Genomic DNA, 19915 nt, shown 5'->3' on the forward strand with positions numbered 1-19915 from the left:
TCACTACTGCTCGATCCATGCATCCACGTAGGACGGCCACCACGGTGCTTGGAAGGCAAGCCCGTGCACCTTCGGTCCGGCCGCTTGTGTCTGGCTGCCTTCGGTGGTGGGGAACGCGTACCCCTTCTCGACGATGATCCGCTGTATTTCGGCGGTCTGTTCGTTGCGCTTGCTCGGATCGAGTTCAGTGCTCTGCGCGGCCAGCAGACTTTGCAGTTCGGGGTCGTAGTCCTCGGTGAAGTACAGACTGAATCCAGGACCGAAGGATGACACCAGAACGTCGGGGTCAGGTCTCGTGAGATTTCCGTACTGCAGTTGCCAGCTCCCAGAACTACGGTTGGTGATTAATTCGGCGGCGGTTACCTGGTCGATACGAAGCTCGATACCGATCTTCTTCAGTTCCTGCTGTGCAAGTTCGTGGAGTGGCTTGTCGCTAGAGGCGCTGAATTGGATACTGACGGATAGCTTCTGGCCGTCCTTCTCTCGTATGCTGCCGGGTCCTGGCTCCCATCCAGCTCTGTCGAGGATCTCCCTCGCTCGGTCCGGATCGTAGGCAAGATTGGCACTCAAGTCCGTGAAGTTCGGATGAGTCGACGACAAGATGCTGGTTGGGACCTTCTGATATCGGTCGAAGATCGTGTCGTGGATCTCGTTTCGGTCGAGCCCGGATTGGATTGCACGGCGGACCGATTCGTCGCGGAGCACCCCGTCTTTCACGTTGGCGTAGTAGGTGTAGACGACCCCCGCGGACGAGCGCGAGGCGATGTCGAAACCTTGCCCGGAGAGGTTCTCGGAGTCATTCGCCGGGACGGTGGTGGCAACCTGAATCTGGTCGCTGAGAAGGGCGCCGGTGCGAACTGCGTTCTCGGGCAGGATTTGGAAAGTGATTCCGTCGAGATACGCAGGCCCCTGGTGAGCGTTCTTCGGCGACGACCACTGGTAATCGTCGCGCCGCTTCACCTCGATCTTCTGGTCCTGTACGACATTGCTGATCACGAAGGGGCCGCTGCCGATCACTCCGTGGGCGAGCCGCTCCTCCGGTGTTTTCGTAGTGATGGTCTCGGGGGCGATGATGCCCAAAGGTTTCTCTGAAAGGGCTTGCAGAAAACCAGCTTTGGGTTGGTCGAATTTCACCTGGACCGTATGGGGGTCGATGACGGTCGATCCCTGATATCCCAGTAGGTAGGCAGACGACTGGAAAGCCCGGCCTTGCTTGCCGAGTTCGACGATGTTGTCGAAGTTCAGCTTCACGGCTGCGGCATCCAATGTTTCTCCGTTGCTGAATGTCACGCCATCCAAGAGATGGAAGACGTACGAGGTCCCGTCTTCGGAGATTTCCCAGGATTTTGCCAACCATGGCACTACTTCGCCGGTGTCCGGGAGTTGCTCGGTGAGATTGTCGACGATTTCGACATTTGTGAAAGTGCAGCCAGACGTCTGTGCCTTGTCCAACCCACATGGTGCGATGATGCCGACCGTGAGATGGCCGCCGGTCTGCGGCTCGCCGACGGCCCCGGCAGCATCGGGGGTGGAACTGCAACTTGCGATGGCGGCAGTGGTGGCTACGATCGCGAGGATCGACAATCCTCGTTTCATGGGTATCCCTGTTCTGTCTTCGTAACTGGTTGTCGTTCAACGATTGTCAAAGTACTTGTAATCCTTCGGATTACGTCGACTTCCACGAACGCTGATTCAAACTCTCGTTCGAAGCAGGATCCCGTCTTAATCTTTGAGGAAGTGCCTCGCCGACGTTGCTTCGGCGTGATCATTCGTGATGAGAGGGCAATTCCAGCGGAGGGCCGCGATTTTGCGCGTTGGATGAAGATTTCGGATAGTCCTGAGCGTGAACCTGATGGGAGACGTCGAACGTTTTCTGTGGAACTTAAGTACTAGCGCACCCGTTGTTGAGTCGCCGAAACTACGACTTAAGTCGGAAAAATTGAGATAAATCACGAAAACTGGCACGAGTTCTAAAACACTGTCTACGGTTACACCCACATCGTGATCGCTCGGCCCCAGATTCCGTCTTTCGGGTGACGGAAATTCTTGTCGGCGACCTGCGACTGTCCGTTGCGAAGGAGTGGGAAATGTTAGTTCCGTTCTTGCAGGCGATTCTGAATTTCGCCTATGGGTCAATCGATGCCGGTGGGGTCGTCATCGACGGGCTCACTGGAATCTCGAGCGAATAGGGGGATGTGAGATGAATTCATCTGATCTGGGTTCGGTTTCGGCCCTCTTGCCCATGATGCTGACTGCTTTCAAGTCCATCATCACAATGCCTATCGCGCTCTCCGTGGACTTCGGTCTCGACGTCCCGTTCAATCCGTTCAAATAGACAGGAGGGCGAAAATGGGTTCCTTGGAAGATGTGTTTGTTCTTTTCACCGGGTCGCTGTCAACGATCCACGTCAGCTTCTTCGAAATGCTGACTGCATTGTCGAGTGACGGATGGGTGAAGGGATGACCTTCCGATCCGACTGCTTGCGGCTTAAGGAGGTGAGTATCTAATGCTTTTTTCCTTCTTGAGTAATGCTCTGGGTTCGCTTCGAGATGTCAGCGGCTTGGCGGTGATGGGAAGCATGATGATTCCCTCGTTCAGCGCGGAATAACCTGACAATGCGGGTCGGCTCGTCGATAGGTGATGAGACGGCCCGCATTTTCTGTTCCGACAAAAATTCGGAAGAGCAGATACCCCGAATCTGATCCGAGGTATCGGCCTGAGGTCAGAGGCAGAAGAAACTGAGCGAACTAGTTGACTCGTTCTGCTCGAGTTGGCCGGCGTCTCCGACGTTGCCAGCGGCGACTGAAAGGTCTTGAAGGGAGAGGATAAGGTCCATTGTCAGTTCGGAACTGCCGCCGGGTTGGATCCTCCTATTGATGTCAAGTGTCCTGTGCAGGTTACTCTTTCAGTTATGCACGGAAGCGTGATGCGAACTCGTAGTTCGGTTTGATGGCCCGTTCTGTCCGCGAGATCGTCGTCAGAGAGACGTTGAAATGATCGGCGACGGACTGCAAGGACAGGCCTGTGTGAGGTCGGAGCGGCCGAAGATCGTCGGTGCTCTGAGCGGTCGGCGGATCGACGGGCAACATGTAGATCTCACGGCAATGTGGTGTTTGAGGCGTCGCTGAATCTCCGGCGGCGATTCCCTGCCACTGGTCGACGTGCGATGTAGGTGCGCTCTCGCACGTCGCTTCTGGTGCGGATCATCGCGATCCGTCAGAGCGCATTGTTGGCTTGACGATCTCCGCGGCGGTTGAGGCGGTGGCGAGTGCGCTTTCCTGAGGACGCCTCGATCGGAGAGACCCCGCACATGGCAGCGGACGATGCTTCACTGCGTAGTCTTTCGGGATTTCCGCCTGCAATGAGGAGGAGTGCGGATGCACTGTCGACGCCTACCGGTGCGGCGAGCAGTGCAGGGTTGACTCGGCGGACGAGATCGGTGGGTTCGCTTCGAGCCGGTTCATTTCGTTACTCTGAGTGATCACCTGACGGGACAGCTACCGAAGCGTCGATTTGGTCGCCTCCCGAGGATCAGCAGGTGCGCCCTGTCCGACTCGCAACGTCGAACAGTGGTGCAACAAGGCTCCGGTTGTCATTGATTCGAACTATCACGCAAGTCGCGAGGAGCGCTGACGATGACATTATGTAGCGAATTGATTAGTGCCGTAAGCAATTTCGCAACCCAGACAAACTGACATGAAGTGACGGGCTCGATTCGATTGTCCCTTCGTGTGGCCTCGGGCAGCACTCGCGGTTTCAGAATGTACGGCCCTCGCCGCCGCCTCCCCATCGATCGAATCGGTCTTGCCTCGCAATCGGCGAATCTGCCGATTGAGTTGGTTCACTTCGACCACCTCGAAACCCTGGCTGCGCAGAAGCATACGACGACGCGGTACGAACCGGTGCCTTCGACTCCGATCCGAGCCACCAGACCAATCGACGAAAACCAATGCAGCAGAGCCTTGTAACCCGTGACTGTTGTCGCTGCAATGGAGCGTCCAGCAGTCGCCCCCAGATGATCGATGACTGTGACGACGTGAAGATCGAGGATGACCCCGGCTCGACGCACGTTGCAGCGGCGAGCCAGGAACGGCCAGCAACGACCACCGACAAATCCACACAAGGACACGATTCGGTGAGTTGACCTTCGAGTCAGACGATACAGCTCGACGCAATCACCAGTATTGGTATTGGCATCTCAACCTGCTCAAAGTTTTCTACCCATTTCGGTGTGAAGATCGAGCCTCGCTCAAGGCTTCGATTCATGCCACGACCGTATCCGTCGGACTTCCGATTCCGGGCCGTAGCCCTCGTCCGAGGTGGCAAACCGATCACCGCCGCCGCATACGAACTCGGCATCAGCGCCGACGCGCTCCACACGTGGGTTCGCCAAGATCAAGTCGACCGGGGCGAACGGCCAAGCATCACCAGAACAGAATCAGCGCAGTTGACGAAAGCGAATAAGCGGATCCGACAACTCGAAGTCCAAGCCGAAGTCGAAATCTTCCGCACTGCCGCGGCGCTGTTCGGGGAGAACCGCTCGACCCCAGAAGGATTCACCCGATGTTCGACATGCTCGTCGACGCCGTGCCGCGGTAAAGGGCTGTTGCCGGCTTGTTGGCGTCAGCAAACCCCGGCTACTGCATCTACAGATCCAGCCGATGTCACCGTCACGGATGCGCTGACAGTGGCTCACCGGGCTGATCGGAGAAGTCCTCACATCCTCGGACAGATCTACGGGTCTCGACGTTTGCCGGCGGAGCTCACGCGCAGTATGGACATGGTGGTCAGCGAAAACCTCGTCTCGAACTCATGGGGATCGCCGGCATCGTCGGCTTGCCTGGTCCAGCGAAGGTCAAACGGTTGAAGGGCGTCGCGGCGGCGGATGATCTCGTGCACTGGAAGTTTCAGCATCTTGCGCCAAATATGTTGTGGGTCAATGGCATTACCGAACATCCGACCCGTGAAAGAAAAGTGCACTGCTGCGCGGTATTCGACACGTTCAGCCGCAAGATCGTCGGCTGGTCGATCGATAACTGCCAAGACTCGACGCTGGTATGGAATGCCTTGGATATGGCGATCAAGAATCGGATGCCGCCTCCCCGGGGGATTGTGCACGCCGACCGTGGTGTTCAGTTCACGTCCAGAGCATTCACTAATAGGATTCGTTCCGCGGGCCTGACCCCCTCGTTCGGGACCAACGGCGACGGGTAGTTCCACGGTCCGTCTCGGGGACCGCGCCGCCAGAGCGATCAATCCACTGACCTGTCGGGAGTGAAGTGCTGGTTGGGCGCTGAATCAGCGCGAGCGGCTGTTCTGATCCGGTCGTAGTAATGCGGGTCGGCACGCGCGAAGGCGACGTATCGCAGGTCCAACGGTCAACCTCCCGGTCAGTCCCCCTGCGGCTGGTAGTCAATTCGTGCCACGTCCGAATCCCCGTGTTGCTCGGATTGCTTGTGGCAGAAGAGTATCCGATTTCGGACATTTCGGGCGAAATTCGCAAACTATCGTCCTAAAGTACTAACGGATGGCCGGGTAGCGAGGTTGAGTCGCGCGATCTCGCGATTGGTCACGTGGCAACACGAGCGCGGAGAGAATCGACCTTTCGTGGAGCCAATCTATTTACATTGTCCGCCAGATTTTTTCGACTGCTCGACCGGTTTTCCGACTTCCAGTGGAGGCGAAGGGCCCTGGCGTTGCGTCTAAAGTATGAAACTTCTCGCCTTTCCTTGACTTTGTCGGCAAAGTGAGAAAACTGGTACCTGTTCTAGGGTTTCGGGATGCGAGAATTCTCGCCGGCACTGGACGCAGGATGTGATATTTCTGCATCGCTGCGGAGGCTTACCCCTATATCGATCTTCTACCGCCGACCATGTGTGGACTTTGCTGAGCTGAAATCTACTCTCGGACTGTCCTGCAACGGTATTCGAATCTGTCTTGCCTCCGGGATACGTCTCCCCGGAATGGCGCTGTATCCGAGTTCGTTCTGTCTACGCGTAGGGAGGAGGAGATTTTCTTTGCGATGATGTCGCGATTCGAAATCGTTTGCGACATTTCATCTTGTTGAACGTCAATCGTTTCTCAACGAAAGAAAAGGTTCAAAATGACTGTATCTCTCGCTCGGCGTGCCGGAACTGCTGCTGCGATCTCTGCGGCAGCGTGTGGGTTGGTATTGGCGGCAACTGTGCCGGCGTCGGCCCACAATGTGACGACGAATTACAACAATGCTTGCATGGGTGATCCCGTTTCGCTCATTGCCGGCAATGTTCACCAGCCGCTTCAGGCTCACTCCATGTCGGTTGCGCACTCGTCGTCGACGCCGGGCACCTACACGATTCAGCCAGGCTCGCAGACTGTTCCGACCAGTGGTGGCGGTGCCACGGTCATCAATCTGAATCGGTTGAACCTCGTATTCAAGATCGATCCGGCGACCTTCACGTCTGCGTCCATTGTCTCCGGGACGGGGAGTGGATTCAGTGGCACTCCGGTAGTCACTCGAGTCAACACAAGTGGTGCTGCGGACGCTGCGGGGTCGTATCTTTCCCTCAATGGCGGAGTCGGAACAACGATTGCGGGCGCGAGTCCGGGCGGCTCGAATACCTCTGATGCGGGTTTGACTGCGCTTGCCGGCGCGACCTTCACGCTGCCTTCGGTTCAGGTTGTCACGACTTCCTCCAACCCGGCGGTTTACATCAATACCGACGGTGATGCCGGGAAGTACGCAAACCCGAAGAACTACATGACGTTCCTGTCGAAGGCGTCATTGTTCGGAACTCAGTACGCCCCGACGATGTGCTTGGCAACGGATGTCAACCCGCGAACCGACTCGAATATCGGTTCGGTTCTGACGCCGAACGGTGGTGCGGCGAACCTGCACCCATGATTGGCGGCGCTGGTGTTGCACGCCGAGTTGATGTGACCTCCAGCGTGCGCTGAACATGCAGCCGCGCAATGCTCGATGAGAAGTTGCCCCACGCCCGTTCGGGCGTGGGGCAACTTTCGTTTTTTTTCGGCGACTTCAGTACTGAATTGCGGCCTCTTGCCCGTGTCTTCTCCTTGACGGCTGTGTTGGCGGGCTGGTAATCCTCTGGTGATCGCTAAGTCGGGGCGCTCCCTCGATCTCGGTCCTGCGCTCGGTGCCACGTCGCCCGTCCAGTTTCGGATACTTCATGAACAGATCGAGTACTTTCCGCCGGAACTCGGGCGGATAACATGGTGGCATCGTGGAAGTCGGGCACATCAAAGTCTCCGAACCCGGCGGTGCGACTCAGAGTCAGTCAGGTAGGGGAGGGTTGGTTCGGTCCTGCCGGATGGATGTGGGAGAGGCTGGACGCAAACCAAAATCCAGTGAGTGTAATGCACCGTCCAAGTGTTTACGGATACCGCTTTATCTGGCGTTTGCCGTTCGCCCGATGTGCGCTCTTTAATGAAACCCAGCAAGAGTGGAGGTGGGACCTGGAGAATGCTGTCGATCTGCATCGGTGGTGAGGCCGCACCTATCCGGGTGCTTGTCCCGCTCCACCTGCGATTCTACCGTCGAATGAAGATCGTCGGTGCGCGGCATTGAACGCCTGAATGATTTGCTTCGTGATCCCTCCGGATGGGGACACTGCATAGTTATGTATCTTTGCCCAGCTGAGTACGGCCTGCAGTTGCTGCTGGGTACGTCCGAAATCGAGGGGCTCTTCGACACCTCTGGATTCTGCGTCGACAGCCCTGGTGTCGATCCGTTGTGCACAAGCGATGTATTGCCGGAGAACGGCTTTCAACTTTTCCGCATTGGCGGGCCTCAGATCGATCACGTAATCCGTTCCGCGGAAGGAGAATTCAATTCTCTCGTTGGCCTCATGGGCGACAGGCATCCCGTCGAGATCGTCGACACACTGTTGAATCAGTCTCTCCACCAAGGCGCAATCCTCCGAGTTGTCTGCTTGATCCTCAGCGTATTCGTCAACTTTAGCGTGGACGCCCACCGGGTCTAGGTTTTCACGGTAAGTGTCTCCTAGTCGTGTTTCACAAGTCCGGTGCGCGGAGCCAGCGGGTGATCGCCGCGGTGCAGACTGTGACGGTATGAGAGTCGACTTCTCGTAACGATTCTGTACGGCCGATACAGTTCCCAGATTGGGATCTCTTGGATCCATGCTGAATCTATGGCCTTGCTCCCAGTCCATGCCTCCACAGCCGCGCATCATTTCATCACTTGCGATACGCCGACCTGTTGAGACGGAGAATTTGTTGTCACGAAGCCGTCAGCAGTGCCCCGGATCTTTTTGTCGTCTAGCGGTGCGGCTCGGCCACCGTGCTGCAGAGCGTTCGTGATTTCGATCTGTAGCCACGCCCAGTGAAGATACGCAGTGCTGTCGCGTCTGTCGTCTGTGTTGGGGGCGGCGCTCATGGATGGCCAACTCAACCGAACCTGAGCCAGTTCCACGCCGCGACAGCGCCCCAGGGGTCGAGACCACGAGCACGTTCCCTGGTGCCGAGACGTTCCACCCTTCGAAGTCCGACGACGGTGGCACCGGACAGCACGGCACCGCTGTCGAACAGCACGACGAGTGATCCGTCTGCAGCGCAGGTGCTGAGTTCGATCGTCGTGCCGATCAGTTCCGGCGCAATGTCTTCCCCCCCGGAAGCAGGTGCCGGAAGGTCGATCGTGACCTCGATGTCGTCGGGGCGGGTGAGCACGGGGTTCTCCTCGACGAAGTATCGAACGTGCGCGTCAGTTTCGAACTGTAGGGCGTGACCGACCTCGGCGCGCACAACCCGGTGCCCGGCGCTTGGAAGATTCATCGCGTTCACGTCGGAAGGATACGACGGAGCTCCCTGCGGAGGCGGGCTTGGGCGGGAGACACGTGGTCGACTCATGAGTCTGGTCGGGGTGCATTATCTGTGCTGTCGGGCAATCAGGGGGATTCAGACAGGGTATCGGGGCTCTCGATACCGATTCGTCGGTTGTGTAACAACTATGCGAAGAACAGCCAACGATCCCGGGTGGGAGACAGATCCGGGCAAGAGGGCGGAATTGTCAGGTCTGCTAACCAAAATTCGTCGAGATGTCGAGGACCCTATCGAGTATTGCAACGTCATATCCGTCGTTAAGACGTTGCTAGCCAACCATTTACGGCGGTTTCTGTCTGCGACATTGGCCGTGGGCGTTGCGACTGTCTGGTTGACCTGCATGTCTGAAAGAATTTGGTAGAGAACAGAACGCGAAGGGCCGATGCGGAAACGAATGAAGGAGACGATTCGATGCTCCTGATGTTCGGGTGGCGATCGAGGGTCTGGCTCAGGTGGGGCGCGCGGTGCTGCGAAGTCAGTGAGACCGAAAGTAGCAGTGGGGAACGTGACGGCAGGTCAATCAAGACTGAGGAGCGCTATGCCTTGATCAACAATCCGAATCGGCGCGATCGCCTCTACGCCGGACGCCTACGTCGGCGGTTCGGCTCGCGGTGGAACTGGGACCTGCAGTACCGGTCGATCATTCGATCAGGCGTCACGTCATTGACAGGGGACTGAAAATAAGGCCGATGCAATTTCGTGCATTGCCCAGAATCCGGTGGGCGCCGTCGTTGCGTTTGTTGCCCACATCGTGATCTCGACGAAGTCGGCAATCGCTGAGTGCTCGTGAACGAGACCGCCCTGATTTCCTGTGTTTGACAATCTATTTCAATAGCGAAATACATTGAAGCAGTATATTTCACGGGTCTAGTCGCTTAGATGCCCTCGCGCCGTGGTCGTCCTGATCTCAGAATGGATCGGGCAGACCTGTCAAGGGCTAGAGGCGGGTCTCCGGGGACTCAAACGCGGCATTGGTCTTGGGGAGCGCGGACACGTGCAGGATGTCCGTGGCTCGGAGTAGTTCGATACCGAGAAGCCGTGCTTTGCAGTCGTAGTCGAGGATGATCTGACCGTCAGAACCTTCACAGTCGACGTGCTACTGGCGTACAGCATCTCCGTTCGCCCTGTCGGAGGTCAAGCAGATCTATGACGCGTCGGCGTCGGCGTCGAACGTTACAGTGAGGGTCAAGCGCATGTCGAGGGGATAGTTCTTGGACTCGAGATTTGCCCCTCCTGGTGAGCCATTTTCTGCTGCAACCTCGGTTTAGTGGTCGTCGGCCTGTGGAGCTGTTGGATCCGGTGGGCCTTGCGCCAGATCTATCCACATACATGTCGGACACCACAGTTCGTAGATGACGCTCCCGTCCGTGTGGAAAAAGGGATCGTCGAAGGGAAATACCTCTACCGTCAAATCTTGTCGATTGCAGTGGGGGCACCGAATACCTTCGAATGATCCTTCCCTGATTCTGGCTGCAATGAACTCCGGCACCGGCGTCGTACGGGGCTCATGACTCGGAGGCAAAGCGGAAGGCTGTGAATCGCCCCCAGGCGATAGATCGAGAGGCAGCGCGGGCGGGAGGTCGGGCCACCGATCGGGTATCGAGGGGCGATACGTTTGACGGGAGCTTCTGCGAACGGCGTAGATGAGCAGAGCTACCGCCCCGGCGATGATCAGCACGGCTGTTTCTCCATTCGCTGGGGGGTCGGGGGATAGCTCGGCTTCATGGGAGTCGTCGGTGGCGAGTCTGTTTGTCACAGACGGCACGTTGCTGGGCACTCTCGCGTGGTTTTCAGATCAGCAAGCCGAGCATCAGAAGCGTGAATGCGATCACTGCGGTACTGGTGGCGGCACTGGTGAGCCTCCGGTGTCCGGCGAAAGCCAGTGACGTGACCTGGAGCGCCAAAGAGACTAACCCGGTGCCGACGGCGGTGAGTAGGAAAAGTTGAGGCACGGCCACGGCAGAGTCCAATCATGTTCATTGTCAACGGAACAGCGATCCGATGACACCGCCGACGTCGTCGACGACGATTTCCACGACTGTTTCGACGACGCGTTCTGCGGAGCGGCACAGTCGACCGGGATGCGAGGTAGCCATTTCGTCGGTGCCCGTAGGGAATTCAGAGGATGCGGGGGAATGCGATGGAGGTGCAGCGCTGACGGGGTCCGCTACGGCGACTCGATCCGATTGCCGTTCCGCCGCCGGGCGTGGCTGCTGTTGTGCGGACATGGGGTTCACACGACATGTGCGGGCTCCTTCTGTCGGCGATCGCCCCGGTGCGGCCGGTCGAGGGCCGCGGGGTTTCGTTACCGACAGTCAACGCCCCTGCGTGAATATTCAGCAATCATTTTGCACAGTTCGAGAGTGAAATCACACAGGACTGAAAGTGTTCGTGTTCTAAAGACCTGCCCAGCACTTTGCGGACTGCGTGGCCCGCCAAGTTCAGGTGACCTCCGAGAGGGTTATTCGATGGTTACCGATATGGGTGCCCCTAGATTTGTCGGGGAGAGGTGTGGTTCTACGCGCAGAGTCCGACGTTGGTCCAGATGTCGAGGTAGGTGGAGTAGTCGACGAGGTACGGGGGGCTCGTCTGACGACCACACCACCCCTCTGGCGGCGTCCCCGTCGATGTACAGGCAGAGGTATCCGCCGCCGCCGGAGCGGAACGTTGCGACGCAGCGCGAGGGATCGGGGTACTCGTCGGGGGAGAGACCGTCCAGGATTCCCCATTCGACGACGTCGATGCGAAACATCTCGCGCAGTGGCAAAGGCCCGACCGTCCTTCCAGCGATGTAGTACCAGCCGTTGTGAAGGCGAGCGTAGAACTGCGTGAGGCTTGCCGGAAAGTGGTGCCACACTGCAGGAACGTCGTCGTTCTCGGTGACCGGCCGGCCACCGAGGTAGTACATGTCATCGCCGTCGGCGGCTGTCATCCGGTACAGGAGAAACCACTCACCCTGAGATCTCAGCAAGGCGACATCGACGAGACAGGCGGTGATCGTCGTGTAGGTGTCGGACATGTTCGGTCGCCCGAAGTGGTTCCACCGCTTCAAGACTTCCGCTACGCGCGACGCACGGTCCCCGGCGAGTGCGTGCAGCCAGTGCTCCGGTAGGTGTCGGCGGTCCTGCATTGTGAGGTCGTCGAGTGCGATCAACTCGGGTGCGGCGACAAATCTCGCAACATGCGCCATATCCATTCTTCCTCCATCTGCGACGTCGAGTTGAGTGTCGGTGTTCGGCATTGACCGGCGTGCTTCTCGGCCACTCATTGCCGTCGTGGTCACCGGCAGGGTTGGTGGTCCTTGTCCCAGGCGTAGTGGAGGAAGGGCCGCACGTGAGCGAAGGTGTCGATGACTTGGTTGACTATTCGCTCGATCGCGGCCGCGCCGTGCTGCGGGGAACCATTCGAATTACCCAGTTTCCCTTCGCAGATCACGCGGGCGGCAGATTGGGTCTCCAGCACTGCGCTGTCCGCGACTTTCAGTCCGTAGCCCCTTGCAGTCTCCAGCTCGGTGGTGGGGTCTCGATGCACGTAGGTGCTCGTCAGTCATCCCGGTGAGGGGAGAAGCGCGATGCCGTCTTCGACAGCTATTGCGATCACCACCTCGGCAAGCTCAACAGATGGCGCGAACGGAATATATAGGGGCTCGCCGCGCACGTACGCGGCCTCCCGTTCCGCCGGCGAGGCGTCTTCAATGCCGACGGGGAGTCAGGTACGCGCCCACTGCGACACATCGCACACGATTAGGAAGGGCCATGTGCGGGAATCGAACTCGGCTTTCGCCTGCTCCCACACTATGGTTTGACGCTCGTAGACCTGCGTGTGCGCGGTGGGAACCTCATGCGTCTCGACCTGTACCTGTCCCGACTCCTGTGGTGCTGCCGGCCGCTGTCTCCATTGAAACCATCTCCGCACTGACCAGCCCATACTTTGAGTAAAGCACCATTGTCTCCCTGGCCGGCCGTGCGGTGCTGTCGCGGCGGGCATGGGTAGTTCTCGGCGCCTCAAGGTCGTCTCGGTGCCGACACAAGGGTTGCTAGGGTTACCCGGTCATTGGAGAAATTTCTCTTGAATTGGAGACGATGTTGCATGGCTGAGAGAGTTATTCGCCAACTTATCGACGATCTCGACGGTAAGCCGATCGACGACGGGTTCGGCGAGCGCATCCAATTCTCGTATCAGGGGTCGGACTATCTGATCGATCTGCGGCCGACGAACGTCGACAAGTTCAACGCCGCCCTCGAACCTTTCGTGAAGGTGGCGGAGAAAGTCGGAAAAGCGCGCCGCACCGGTAAAGCTGATGTGACGGAGAAGGTTACCGGTTCCGGTCGCTCGAAAGAGCAGTTGCAGGCAATCCGGGACTGGGCAGTCAAGAACGGCTACGACGTGGCTCCGAGAGGACGGGTCAAAGCGGAGATCCTCGACGCCTTCGACGCTGCGCACTAATTCGAGCTGTTTGATACGACACGACATTTAAAGCTGATGCGCAATCAGGTGTGATGAGGTTCGTTTCTCATACACCCGTGTCGGCCTGCCCCTGGGTGGATTCCGCCACCGGCCGTCATCTGTTGCGAACTGCGGTTGTTTCCAACCGGAAACAACCGAGAATTACGCGCCCTTCCTGAGCCGAAGGACGTCGAAGCGCATCGCCGTCTGCGCTCGGCCGCCGACTGCCACTGCGAACAGCAGCGATTAGAGGGAGTCATCTCCGGGTACAGTTCCGCAAGCAGCCTGCGGAGTGCGCGCATACACAATCCAGTCGGTCCACCGTCGACGTCTTGCGCTCATTCTGCGGGCTGCACCCGCAACCGTCTGTCCAGATCATTCCCCGAGTCCCCTTGCAGGCGAGTGGGCCTGGCAACGGAAGCATCATGACGGCAGTCCATAGCTCACTCCCGGTTGAGCCAGACACCATCTGTGGCTTTGATCGTGAGGATCATCGATGGACCTGCGGTCGATCGAACCTGCTGATTGCCAGCGCTATCGGCGACGGCTCGGGCGGAATGGATCGACTGGAATGTGGTCACGAAGCCGTCGATGGTTTCGCGCACTTCGTCCTCGTCTTGCGGTTCGCGGCTCGGGTCATCGTGTCGTAGAGCGTTCATGATTTCGATCTGCAGCCATGCCCAGCGTAGGTCTTCGTGGCGATCGCGTTGTTCGTACTCGTACTTGTCGACGATCGATTCGTAGTCGGTCGTCAAGGCATGCAGGGATATTCGGCCGTGAACGTAGTCGTCGGCTACTTCGAGGATCAGAGTGTGAGGATCTGGCGATTCGGGTGAAGGATCGTGCGGGTTGTCCGGAGCCATGTGTCTTGTCCTCGCGATTGGTGGCCGGGAAGGTTCCTGCGGGGATGAATTGTGCGACAAATTTATGGTCTTGGGAGTAGTGCTCGGGCGTCGGTCCCGGTTTCACGGATAGCCATGTCAGTCGGTGCTGGGCCAGTTCCACGCTGCGATCGTGCCACCGGGTGTCGAGACGACGAGCACGTTCCCTGGCGCGGAGACGTTCCAACTTTCGAAATCCGGCGACGGTGGCACCGACAGTACGGCCCCGGAGTCGAACAATACGACGAGTGATCCGTCTGCGGTGCAGGTGCCGAGTTCGATTGTCGCGCCGGTCAGTTCCGTTGCGATGTCTGTCCCGGATGCGGATGCAGGTGCCGGAAGGCTGATGGTGACTTCGGTGTCGTCGGGAAGGGTGAGCACGGGGTTCTCCTCGACGAAGTATCGAACGTGCGCGTCAGTTTCGAATTGTAGGGCGTGACCGACCTCGATACGGACAACCCGCTGTCCGGCACCTGGAAGATTCATCGCGTTCACGTCAGAAGGATATGACGGCCCTCTCGACAGCACCGCCCCGACGGTCAGCAGCAGGCATACTAGGCGCCATGAGCTGCAACCTGGCGTTCTGGGCCGGAGGCGATGGTCTCGACCCCGGCAGCGTCTACACGCGTCTGAACGACGAGCAACCTGTCAATAGTGTCGACGTGGTGGACCGGGACCGTGTCTTGCGGGCGTTTGCGGAGGATCTCCCAGGCTGGATGTGGGACGGGCAGTTCCTGCGCCCGCCCGGGACTGACCCCGAAGGAACGCCGGCCTATGACGTGTCCATTGGTGAGCAGTTGGTCGAGTTCATCGGCTACAGCTCCCAAGGCGAGCATGCCAACGAGATCATCGGCGCGATGCATTCACTCGGCTACCGACTCTACGACCCGCAGATCAGCGAACGATTCGCCTGATCCGCGACGGGAAAGAAGTGGAAATGCCGTCGACATCACTGCGCCGAACCATGACGGACGGACTGACCTTGAGAGCCATCTCGCCTGAGGGGCTGCCAGCATCCGAAAGTGTCACCGCCGCTCTCGTTGTTCGTTCGCTGCAGTTACTTCGCGACATCGACCCGGTCTTCGGTGTCGACCTCTATCAGTCGGTAGGCGACGATCTCCCCCCCGAGGCGACGGTCGAGCAGATACTCGCCTCGAACGTTCGGCAGATCCTGGTGCCGCCGACGGAAGAATCGATCGAAGCCTCATTGATCGAGAAGCGGCGATCACGCCACGCCACCGGTGGAATGTATCCACTCTCGCTCCCACAACACCTAAGCCTGTACTCGAATGCCGGCGATATTCACGTGGTGGCCGGTTTCGGGGGCACTTCAGGGACGGGAAGTTTCATCTGCACTTTCGCCGACGAATCTCGGATCACACTGGCATTGAACCTCGTTCAAGGGCTGACTGATATCTGGGACGCCCCCACAGCGGTCCTCTACCGGCGAGCTGAGTCGCGGCTTCAGAGGTACGTGCCCGGCGGTGCGACGATCGGCAGCTGCACCTATTTGGGTCAAGAGTTCCCCGTCGACGAAACCCAGCTCCCGCCCACCGTGGAGGCATTTCCGTATCGGGACGGCACCGTGGTCATCCAGCGCGATCTGTCCGCGCCGTTGACTGCCGATGACATCCGCGGCATCCGTGCCGCGGCAAGCCTGCCCACCGAACGACGGGAGATCAGGCTACCGAAAGGTTCACGACTGGTGTGATAGATCTTCGTAGCGCTGAAGCGGGAGCTGCCCTGCCGGAACGACTCCCATCGCATGGCCGCAGATTGACGGACTTGCCGGGATATCTGAGGGGTGACATGGGGGGCATAGCGATCGCCATCAGGGTGGGGAGTGGGTTCTTCAGAGGCAACGTATTCCCGAGAACGCTGACGCGTTCTCCGTTGTCGAATCTCCGATTCTTGTGATCTGACTCTCAAGTAAGTAGCGCCGGTTGCTACTTGTTTGCAGGATATCGTTGACTGGATGTCCAGAACCCGACAATCCGGGTTACACGTTGTGCAATGCGCGGCGTGGTGCAGCCACGACGAGGAGTCCACGATGAAGAAAGCACTCGCGGCGTTGGTGCTCAGTGCGACAGTGTTCCTTCCCGTCATGGCAGGCTGCAGCAGCAACGAAAGCGTGTCCTCCGCTATCTCGGAGTCGGACACACAGAGTTACCGAGGTATCGAATTCGTCAGCGAACCAAAAGAAGTCGGACCACCGAAATGGTCTGTCGTCAAACCTGACGGCTGGACGCCGGGAGGGATGACTCTCCCCGGTATCGACGACATACTCACCCTCCACACGCCGAAGACGGCTACCGTGCTCGGAACGATGTACTTCGCAGGATTCTCTGCGAAGAACGCGCCTGACCCCGATCTCAGCGCTGCCGATTTCCTGCAGATGGAAGTCGATGCCATGACCGCACCGGCCTCAGGCGCCGACAGGTCAATACGGCCCACCACAGTAGGTGGATACGAGGCCATGATCATCGAGTCCAGCCAGGAACAGTTCGAAGGCGTCTGGAGCCGCTCGAAGTCGACAGGCGTAGTAGTCCCCCGCACCGACGGCAAGGGATTGGCGATCGTCGTCTTGACCACCTCGACATCGGACGACGCCGACCAGCAACTGATCGACGACGTCGAACAGCTTCACAGCACCATCAAGATTCTCTGAAAGGGCGGCGACCATGTTCGACTTGATCGGTGAGCTGACATTCCCAGACACCACCGCTTTCACTGACGAGCGGCTCGACTTGGTGACTCGCAGCGCCGAAGCGGGCGACGTCGGCGCCATGACTACTGTGGCCTTAGTGATGTGTTCGCGTGACGATTTCGGCGGCGGCGCAGTGTGGTTCACCCGTGCAGCGGAGGCCGGTAGCTCCATCTCGATGTTCTGGATGGGACTTATCTCGATGCGAGCAGATGACTTCGTCGCCGCGAGAACGTGGTTCGAGGCAGCAAACAATGCCGGAGACAGGCGCGCTCACGACATGATCCTTCGGCTTCCGATGATGATGGTCAGCGACGACCCTGAGGCGACCCGCACCGCAGCACAGGCAGGTGATCCGGACGCAATGTACAAGCACGGCCGCGATGTCCGAAGTCGGTGCGCAGCTTCTCGATACCGACCAACGCACCGGGCTCGCGTGGTTGGAGAAGGCTGCCAGTGCCGGTCACGTCCGGGCGACGAATCATTTGGGCAGGCATTTCATCAAGGCGCGTGTGCATGGCCGGGCGCGGGTGTGGTTGGAGAAGTCAGCCGCGGCGGGTAGCGGTGAAGCGATGTATCTGCTGTCGGCGTCGTATCTGGCAAGTGGGGACACGGAGAAGGGTCGGCGTTGGATGACAGCTTCGGCTGATGCCGGGTACGGGCGGGCTGAGCAGTTGCTGAAGGAGAAGGGCTACACCCGTCCCTGACTGGGCTAGTCGAATCGGCGAAACATCCTTCGCGGGTGATGAATTGAAAGGATCGACAGGCATGGCGGATGAGAAGGCGCCGATCGACTACACCGTACTCCCTGCGGACGTCTCGCCGACGGACGAATCGCGGGGTACACGCTACAACGCGGTCGATTTCGATGTCCCCCATGATTTTTCCTCACCACACCGCGGCAAGACCGGAAATCGATGAGCGCGCGTACCGGAATTGCAGGACAATTCGAGTTGCCGCGATGACCACGTTCTTCGCCGTGGCGGCTGGTGCCGCGGCCGTGATGGCGATGATCGTCTCGACGCCGCCGGTGATGCACAGTCGCCACGCCGGATTGATCTACTGGTCTTCGTGGGTAGCGGCGATCGTTTTCCTGTGGCTCGCTGATACGCAGCGGTCGATCCTTGCCTACCTGGTGTTGGGTGGTTTCCTCGCGGTATGGATGGCGTGGCTGTGGACTCCTTTCCTGATGAAGAAGCACCCCAACGGATTCGACTACGTCTACATGCTGTGGCTGACACGAATCATCGATCGGAACAAACGGCCCGTGAACCGATACGACAAACCTGGGGTTCGAGGAACACGCCCCGACGAAGGAGCCGTGCCATGACTGATCTGTACGAGGATCTCCCGGAGGCGCTGTATGCGCAGTGGGAGCGGCGATGGGGTTTCGTCGCCTTCCTGGGCGTGATGATCATGAGCGTTATCGTCGGCGTCGGGGCGATCGTGATGTAGGAGGCCACCTCCACCGCCCGGTACGCACTCGGTATCACCGGGGCGCTGTGCGGCGTCCTCGCCGGTGTTTCCATGTTGACCGTGGCGGCGCTGCGTCCGAGAGCGGCAGATGTGTCCGGCGTGGTCGGCGGCGGCGGCGGAACGTTCACTCTCACGGCAGCGCGGCAGTGGGCTGCGGCGGGCTGGCTGTGGTTGGCGATGCTCGGCCTGGGATTGCTGTTCCTCGGCATCGGCCTGAACTACGCCGGCCGCGCCGACACTGGTACCGGCCGAACCGATCTGGTGATCGGTTCCTTCAACACCAACTGGTGGATGGTGATGAGCGCGTTCTCCCTCGCAGTGAGCCCCGTCATCTCGCTGCGGTACCTCGGCGCGTTCCGCATATCGATCGATGACGACGGGATGCTGATGGAACTCGGCCGCGCCTATCTCGGCTACCTCCGCTGGAGTGACGTGCACACGGTGCAACGAGCTGCGCGTGGACAGTACGCGATCGATATCATTCTCAAACCCGATGTCCGAGTGGGGAACACCTCACACGGCTCGCCGCTCTTTCTCTGATTTCAGTGAGCCTGAAGACCTCTTTGTCTGCGAATGATATTCGGTGCAGCCATGTTTGGAGCTTCGAGAACCAACTCGGTCGCTAACCTCATCGCGCATTGGGCAACTTCTCGTTCGAGTACCTGTCATGTTCGAGTGCAGACCGCCTTCGGTTTCGGCAGTACGTTGCGCATTTCGCATACCGCAGGCACTTCGGCGTTCGCTGCCTGATGAAGCGATCCGTGAAACTGTAGAGCTGTGCCTACCTACCGCGATTACTCCTGGCTCCAACCGTATCGGGACGGCAGTCTCGCTCTCGGGTATGGCGTCGCCGCCGTCCCCGGCCGCACCCCCGCGCAGGTGTTGGACACGCTCGGCGCTGCACACGCGACGGAAGCGATCGGTATCGCAGAACTCAGCGGGGTGGCACTTGACCTCGCGGAACAATCCGAAGTCCCCGGTCCGAGCGATGTGGTTGCCGTCGCCTTGGTGGACGAGGAGAACACCTTCTTGCTGCAGCTCAACGGCGGGACATTCGCTGTCACCGATGAGCTGATGCTGCCACTGCTCCCCGATCGTGAGGTCGTCTCGCACTACCTCAGTGTGAACGCCGACAGCGAATTCGTCTGGTGGCCCAACGGCGAACGGGTCGCCCATGTCGAACTTTTCGGTTCCAACCCGGTGATCGGGGACGAACGGCTCGTGGACCTGATTCTCGATGTCGGCGGCATCGGCATCGACGACGACGCGAGCAGTGACCCTGGCGAGCATGCAGTGGAAGGCGCCTTCGCCCTGGCGGAACGGATCACTGGCGTAGCCGCACCCGCTGCGGTGTTCGAGGCGGGCGTCTTCACCGTCGCCGTCGTCCCCAGGGAACGACAACCTACCTCCCCCGACCCCCACACCCTCCCGGAGGACAACAAGCCGTCATCGTGGAGCGCAGTCGCGCACCGCTACTGGGACGCGGATCGAACCCCGCTGCATGCCGTCATCACCAAGACACGATCTCGTGGCCGTCCCGGCGCTCAACTCGAAATTTGATACAAACCGC

25 protein-coding genes are annotated in these 19915 nt (G+C 59.1%); 14 read left to right on the forward strand and 11 right to left on the reverse strand.

Annotated elements, in window-relative coordinates:
• Positions 1 to 3 precede the first annotated feature (3 nt).
• Positions 4 to 1596, reverse strand: coding sequence for an ABC transporter substrate-binding protein (locus tag ACFT1A_RS26180; RefSeq protein WP_378449360.1), 1593 nt, complete (start codon positions 1594 to 1596; stop codon positions 4 to 6).
• 604 nt (positions 1597 to 2200) lie between these two features.
• Between ACFT1A_RS26180 and ACFT1A_RS26185 the strand changes: the two genes are divergently transcribed.
• Positions 2201 to 2335, forward strand: coding sequence for a hypothetical protein (locus ACFT1A_RS26185; protein ID WP_283306214.1), 135 nt, complete (start codon positions 2201 to 2203; stop codon positions 2333 to 2335).
• A gap of 881 nt (positions 2336 to 3216) precedes the next feature.
• On the opposite strand, the gene ACFT1A_RS26190 is transcribed toward ACFT1A_RS26185, so the two are convergent.
• Entirely contained in the window at positions 3217 to 3411 is a 195-nt protein-coding gene (locus tag ACFT1A_RS26190) for a transposase (protein ID WP_378449464.1), read from the reverse strand.
• Positions 3412 to 3841: 430 nt separating this feature from the next.
• A complete protein-coding gene (locus tag ACFT1A_RS26195; RefSeq protein ID WP_378449361.1) occupies positions 3842 to 4129 on the reverse strand; it encodes a hypothetical protein in 288 nt (95 codons plus the stop codon).
• A 135-nt stretch (positions 4130 to 4264) separates the two neighbouring features.
• Here ACFT1A_RS26195 and ACFT1A_RS26200 point away from each other — a divergent pair, with 135 nt between their 5' ends.
• The 3 genes from ACFT1A_RS26200 (at position 4265) to ACFT1A_RS26210 (ending at position 6883) form a co-directional block, all read left to right on the forward strand.
• Positions 4265 to 4867 (forward strand): transposase, encoded by a 603-nt coding sequence (locus tag ACFT1A_RS26200; RefSeq protein WP_378449362.1) that lies wholly within the window; start codon positions 4265 to 4267, stop codon positions 4865 to 4867.
• Positions 4813 to 5214, forward strand: coding sequence for a transposase (locus tag ACFT1A_RS26205; protein WP_378449363.1), 402 nt, complete (start codon positions 4813 to 4815; stop codon positions 5212 to 5214). The genes ACFT1A_RS26200 and ACFT1A_RS26205 overlap by 55 nt, the downstream gene beginning before the upstream one ends.
• Before the next feature lie 889 nt (positions 5215 to 6103).
• Positions 6104 to 6883 carry a hypothetical protein gene (locus ACFT1A_RS26210; protein ID WP_378449364.1) on the forward strand — a complete coding sequence of 260 codons (780 nt, stop codon included), beginning with the start codon at positions 6104 to 6106 and terminating at the stop codon, positions 6881 to 6883.
• 613 nt (positions 6884 to 7496) lie between these two features.
• Here ACFT1A_RS26210 and ACFT1A_RS26215 read toward each other — a convergent pair.
• The 6 genes from ACFT1A_RS26215 to ACFT1A_RS26240 form a co-directional block, all read right to left on the reverse strand.
• Positions 7497 to 7973 carry an Lsr2 family protein gene (locus tag ACFT1A_RS26215; RefSeq protein WP_378449365.1) on the reverse strand — a complete coding sequence of 159 codons (477 nt, stop codon included), beginning with the start codon at positions 7971 to 7973 and terminating at the stop codon, positions 7497 to 7499.
• 433 nt (positions 7974 to 8406) lie between these two features.
• Complete coding sequence (locus ACFT1A_RS26220) at positions 8407 to 8790, reverse strand: DUF6188 family protein (RefSeq protein ID WP_378449465.1); 384 nt, start codon at positions 8788 to 8790, stop codon at positions 8407 to 8409.
• A 1838-nt stretch (positions 8791 to 10628) separates the two neighbouring features.
• A complete protein-coding gene (locus ACFT1A_RS26225) occupies positions 10629 to 10796 on the reverse strand; it encodes a hypothetical protein (RefSeq protein WP_378449366.1) in 168 nt (55 codons plus the stop codon).
• 160 nt (positions 10797 to 10956) lie between these two features.
• Positions 10957 to 11082, reverse strand: coding sequence for a hypothetical protein (locus ACFT1A_RS26230; protein ID WP_378449367.1), 126 nt, complete (start codon positions 11080 to 11082; stop codon positions 10957 to 10959).
• Between the two features lie 217 nt (positions 11083 to 11299).
• Positions 11300 to 12034 carry a hypothetical protein gene (locus ACFT1A_RS26235; protein ID WP_378449368.1) on the reverse strand — a complete coding sequence of 245 codons (735 nt, stop codon included), beginning with the start codon at positions 12032 to 12034 and terminating at the stop codon, positions 11300 to 11302.
• Positions 12035 to 12117: 83 nt separating this feature from the next.
• A complete protein-coding gene (locus tag ACFT1A_RS26240; protein WP_378449369.1) occupies positions 12118 to 12369 on the reverse strand; it encodes a hypothetical protein in 252 nt (83 codons plus the stop codon).
• A 558-nt stretch (positions 12370 to 12927) separates the two neighbouring features.
• Between ACFT1A_RS26240 and ACFT1A_RS26245 the strand changes: the two genes are divergently transcribed.
• Positions 12928 to 13284: an Lsr2 family protein gene (locus ACFT1A_RS26245; RefSeq protein WP_378449370.1), complete on the forward strand. Its 357-nt coding sequence runs from the start codon at positions 12928 to 12930 to the stop codon at positions 13282 to 13284.
• A 443-nt stretch (positions 13285 to 13727) separates the two neighbouring features.
• Here the strand turns inward: ACFT1A_RS26245 and ACFT1A_RS26250 are convergent, their stop codons facing one another.
• Both ACFT1A_RS26250 and ACFT1A_RS26255 read right to left on the reverse strand, forming a co-directional pair.
• A complete protein-coding gene (locus ACFT1A_RS26250) occupies positions 13728 to 14147 on the reverse strand; it encodes a hypothetical protein (protein ID WP_378449371.1) in 420 nt (139 codons plus the stop codon).
• 117 nt (positions 14148 to 14264) lie between these two features.
• The gene (locus ACFT1A_RS26255; RefSeq protein ID WP_378449466.1) at positions 14265 to 14651 is read right to left on the reverse strand and encodes a DUF6188 family protein; all 387 of its coding nucleotides are present in this window, start codon (positions 14649 to 14651) and stop codon (positions 14265 to 14267) included.
• Between the two features lie 77 nt (positions 14652 to 14728).
• On the opposite strand from ACFT1A_RS26255, the gene ACFT1A_RS26260 reads away from it, so the two are divergent.
• From ACFT1A_RS26260 to ACFT1A_RS26300, 9 genes are all read left to right on the forward strand, one after another.
• Positions 14729 to 15079: a hypothetical protein gene (locus tag ACFT1A_RS26260; RefSeq protein WP_378449372.1), complete on the forward strand. Its 351-nt coding sequence runs from the start codon at positions 14729 to 14731 to the stop codon at positions 15077 to 15079.
• 23 nt (positions 15080 to 15102) lie between these two features.
• Positions 15103 to 15876, forward strand: a complete 774-nt coding sequence (locus ACFT1A_RS26265; protein WP_378449373.1) for a hypothetical protein — start codon at positions 15103 to 15105, stop codon at positions 15874 to 15876.
• Positions 15877 to 16215: 339 nt separating this feature from the next.
• Complete coding sequence (locus tag ACFT1A_RS26270; protein WP_378449374.1) at positions 16216 to 16833, forward strand: hypothetical protein; 618 nt, start codon at positions 16216 to 16218, stop codon at positions 16831 to 16833.
• A 419-nt stretch (positions 16834 to 17252) separates the two neighbouring features.
• On the forward strand, positions 17253 to 17576 hold the full coding sequence (locus tag ACFT1A_RS26275; protein ID WP_378449375.1) for a hypothetical protein: 324 nt from the start codon (positions 17253 to 17255) through the stop codon (positions 17574 to 17576).
• 61 nt (positions 17577 to 17637) lie between these two features.
• Positions 17638 to 17790 carry a hypothetical protein gene (locus tag ACFT1A_RS26280; protein ID WP_378449376.1) on the forward strand — a complete coding sequence of 51 codons (153 nt, stop codon included), beginning with the start codon at positions 17638 to 17640 and terminating at the stop codon, positions 17788 to 17790.
• A 40-nt stretch (positions 17791 to 17830) separates the two neighbouring features.
• Positions 17831 to 18199, forward strand: a complete 369-nt coding sequence (locus ACFT1A_RS26285; RefSeq protein WP_378449377.1) for a hypothetical protein — start codon at positions 17831 to 17833, stop codon at positions 18197 to 18199.
• Positions 18196 to 18324, forward strand: coding sequence for a hypothetical protein (locus ACFT1A_RS26290; protein ID WP_378449378.1), 129 nt, complete (start codon positions 18196 to 18198; stop codon positions 18322 to 18324). The genes ACFT1A_RS26285 and ACFT1A_RS26290 overlap by 4 nt, the downstream gene beginning before the upstream one ends.
• 72 nt (positions 18325 to 18396) lie before the next feature.
• Complete coding sequence (locus tag ACFT1A_RS26295; RefSeq protein ID WP_378449379.1) at positions 18397 to 18885, forward strand: hypothetical protein; 489 nt, start codon at positions 18397 to 18399, stop codon at positions 18883 to 18885.
• A 237-nt stretch (positions 18886 to 19122) separates the two neighbouring features.
• Complete coding sequence (locus ACFT1A_RS26300) at positions 19123 to 19905, forward strand: DUF6461 domain-containing protein (RefSeq protein ID WP_378449380.1); 783 nt, start codon at positions 19123 to 19125, stop codon at positions 19903 to 19905.
• Positions 19906 to 19915: the final 10 nt, after the last annotated feature.

Origin of the sequence: Rhodococcus sp. NPDC057135 (assembly GCF_042670865.1) — a bacterium.
Classification (GTDB): Bacteria; Actinomycetota; Actinomycetes; order Mycobacteriales; family Mycobacteriaceae; genus Rhodococcus_F.

Coding starts and splice junctions, on each gene's coding strand:
- ACFT1A_RS26180 (WP_378449360.1), bottom strand. CDS start 1,596: ATGAAACGAGGATTGTCGATCCTCGCGATCGTAGCCACCACTGCCGCC.
- ACFT1A_RS26185 (WP_283306214.1), top strand. CDS start 2,201: ATGAATTCATCTGATCTGGGTTCGGTTTCGGCCCTCTTGCCCATGATG.
- ACFT1A_RS26200 (WP_378449362.1), top strand. CDS start 4,265: ATGCCACGACCGTATCCGTCGGACTTCCGATTCCGGGCCGTAGCCCTC.
- ACFT1A_RS26205 (WP_378449363.1), top strand. CDS start 4,813: ATGGGGATCGCCGGCATCGTCGGCTTGCCTGGTCCAGCGAAGGTCAAA.
- ACFT1A_RS26210 (WP_378449364.1), top strand. CDS start 6,104: ATGACTGTATCTCTCGCTCGGCGTGCCGGAACTGCTGCTGCGATCTCT.
- ACFT1A_RS26220 (WP_378449465.1), bottom strand. CDS start 8,790: ATGAATCTTCCAAGCGCCGGGCACCGGGTTGTGCGCGCCGAGGTCGGT.
- ACFT1A_RS26230 (WP_378449367.1), bottom strand. CDS start 11,082: ATGTCGTGTGAACCCCATGTCCGCACAACAGCAGCCACGCCCGGCGGC.
- ACFT1A_RS26235 (WP_378449368.1), bottom strand. CDS start 12,034: ATGGATATGGCGCATGTTGCGAGATTTGTCGCCGCACCCGAGTTGATC.
- ACFT1A_RS26245 (WP_378449370.1), top strand. CDS start 12,928: ATGGCTGAGAGAGTTATTCGCCAACTTATCGACGATCTCGACGGTAAG.
- ACFT1A_RS26250 (WP_378449371.1), bottom strand. CDS start 14,147: ATGGCTCCGGACAACCCGCACGATCCTTCACCCGAATCGCCAGATCCT.
- ACFT1A_RS26255 (WP_378449466.1), bottom strand. CDS start 14,651: ATGAATCTTCCAGGTGCCGGACAGCGGGTTGTCCGTATCGAGGTCGGT.
- ACFT1A_RS26260 (WP_378449372.1), top strand. CDS start 14,729: ATGAGCTGCAACCTGGCGTTCTGGGCCGGAGGCGATGGTCTCGACCCC.
- ACFT1A_RS26265 (WP_378449373.1), top strand. CDS start 15,103: ATGCCGTCGACATCACTGCGCCGAACCATGACGGACGGACTGACCTTG.
- ACFT1A_RS26270 (WP_378449374.1), top strand. CDS start 16,216: ATGAAGAAAGCACTCGCGGCGTTGGTGCTCAGTGCGACAGTGTTCCTT.
- ACFT1A_RS26275 (WP_378449375.1), top strand. CDS start 17,253: ATGTCCGAAGTCGGTGCGCAGCTTCTCGATACCGACCAACGCACCGGG.
- ACFT1A_RS26280 (WP_378449376.1), top strand. CDS start 17,638: ATGGCGGATGAGAAGGCGCCGATCGACTACACCGTACTCCCTGCGGAC.
- ACFT1A_RS26285 (WP_378449377.1), top strand. CDS start 17,831: ATGACCACGTTCTTCGCCGTGGCGGCTGGTGCCGCGGCCGTGATGGCG.
- ACFT1A_RS26290 (WP_378449378.1), top strand. CDS start 18,196: ATGACTGATCTGTACGAGGATCTCCCGGAGGCGCTGTATGCGCAGTGG.
- ACFT1A_RS26295 (WP_378449379.1), top strand. CDS start 18,397: ATGTTGACCGTGGCGGCGCTGCGTCCGAGAGCGGCAGATGTGTCCGGC.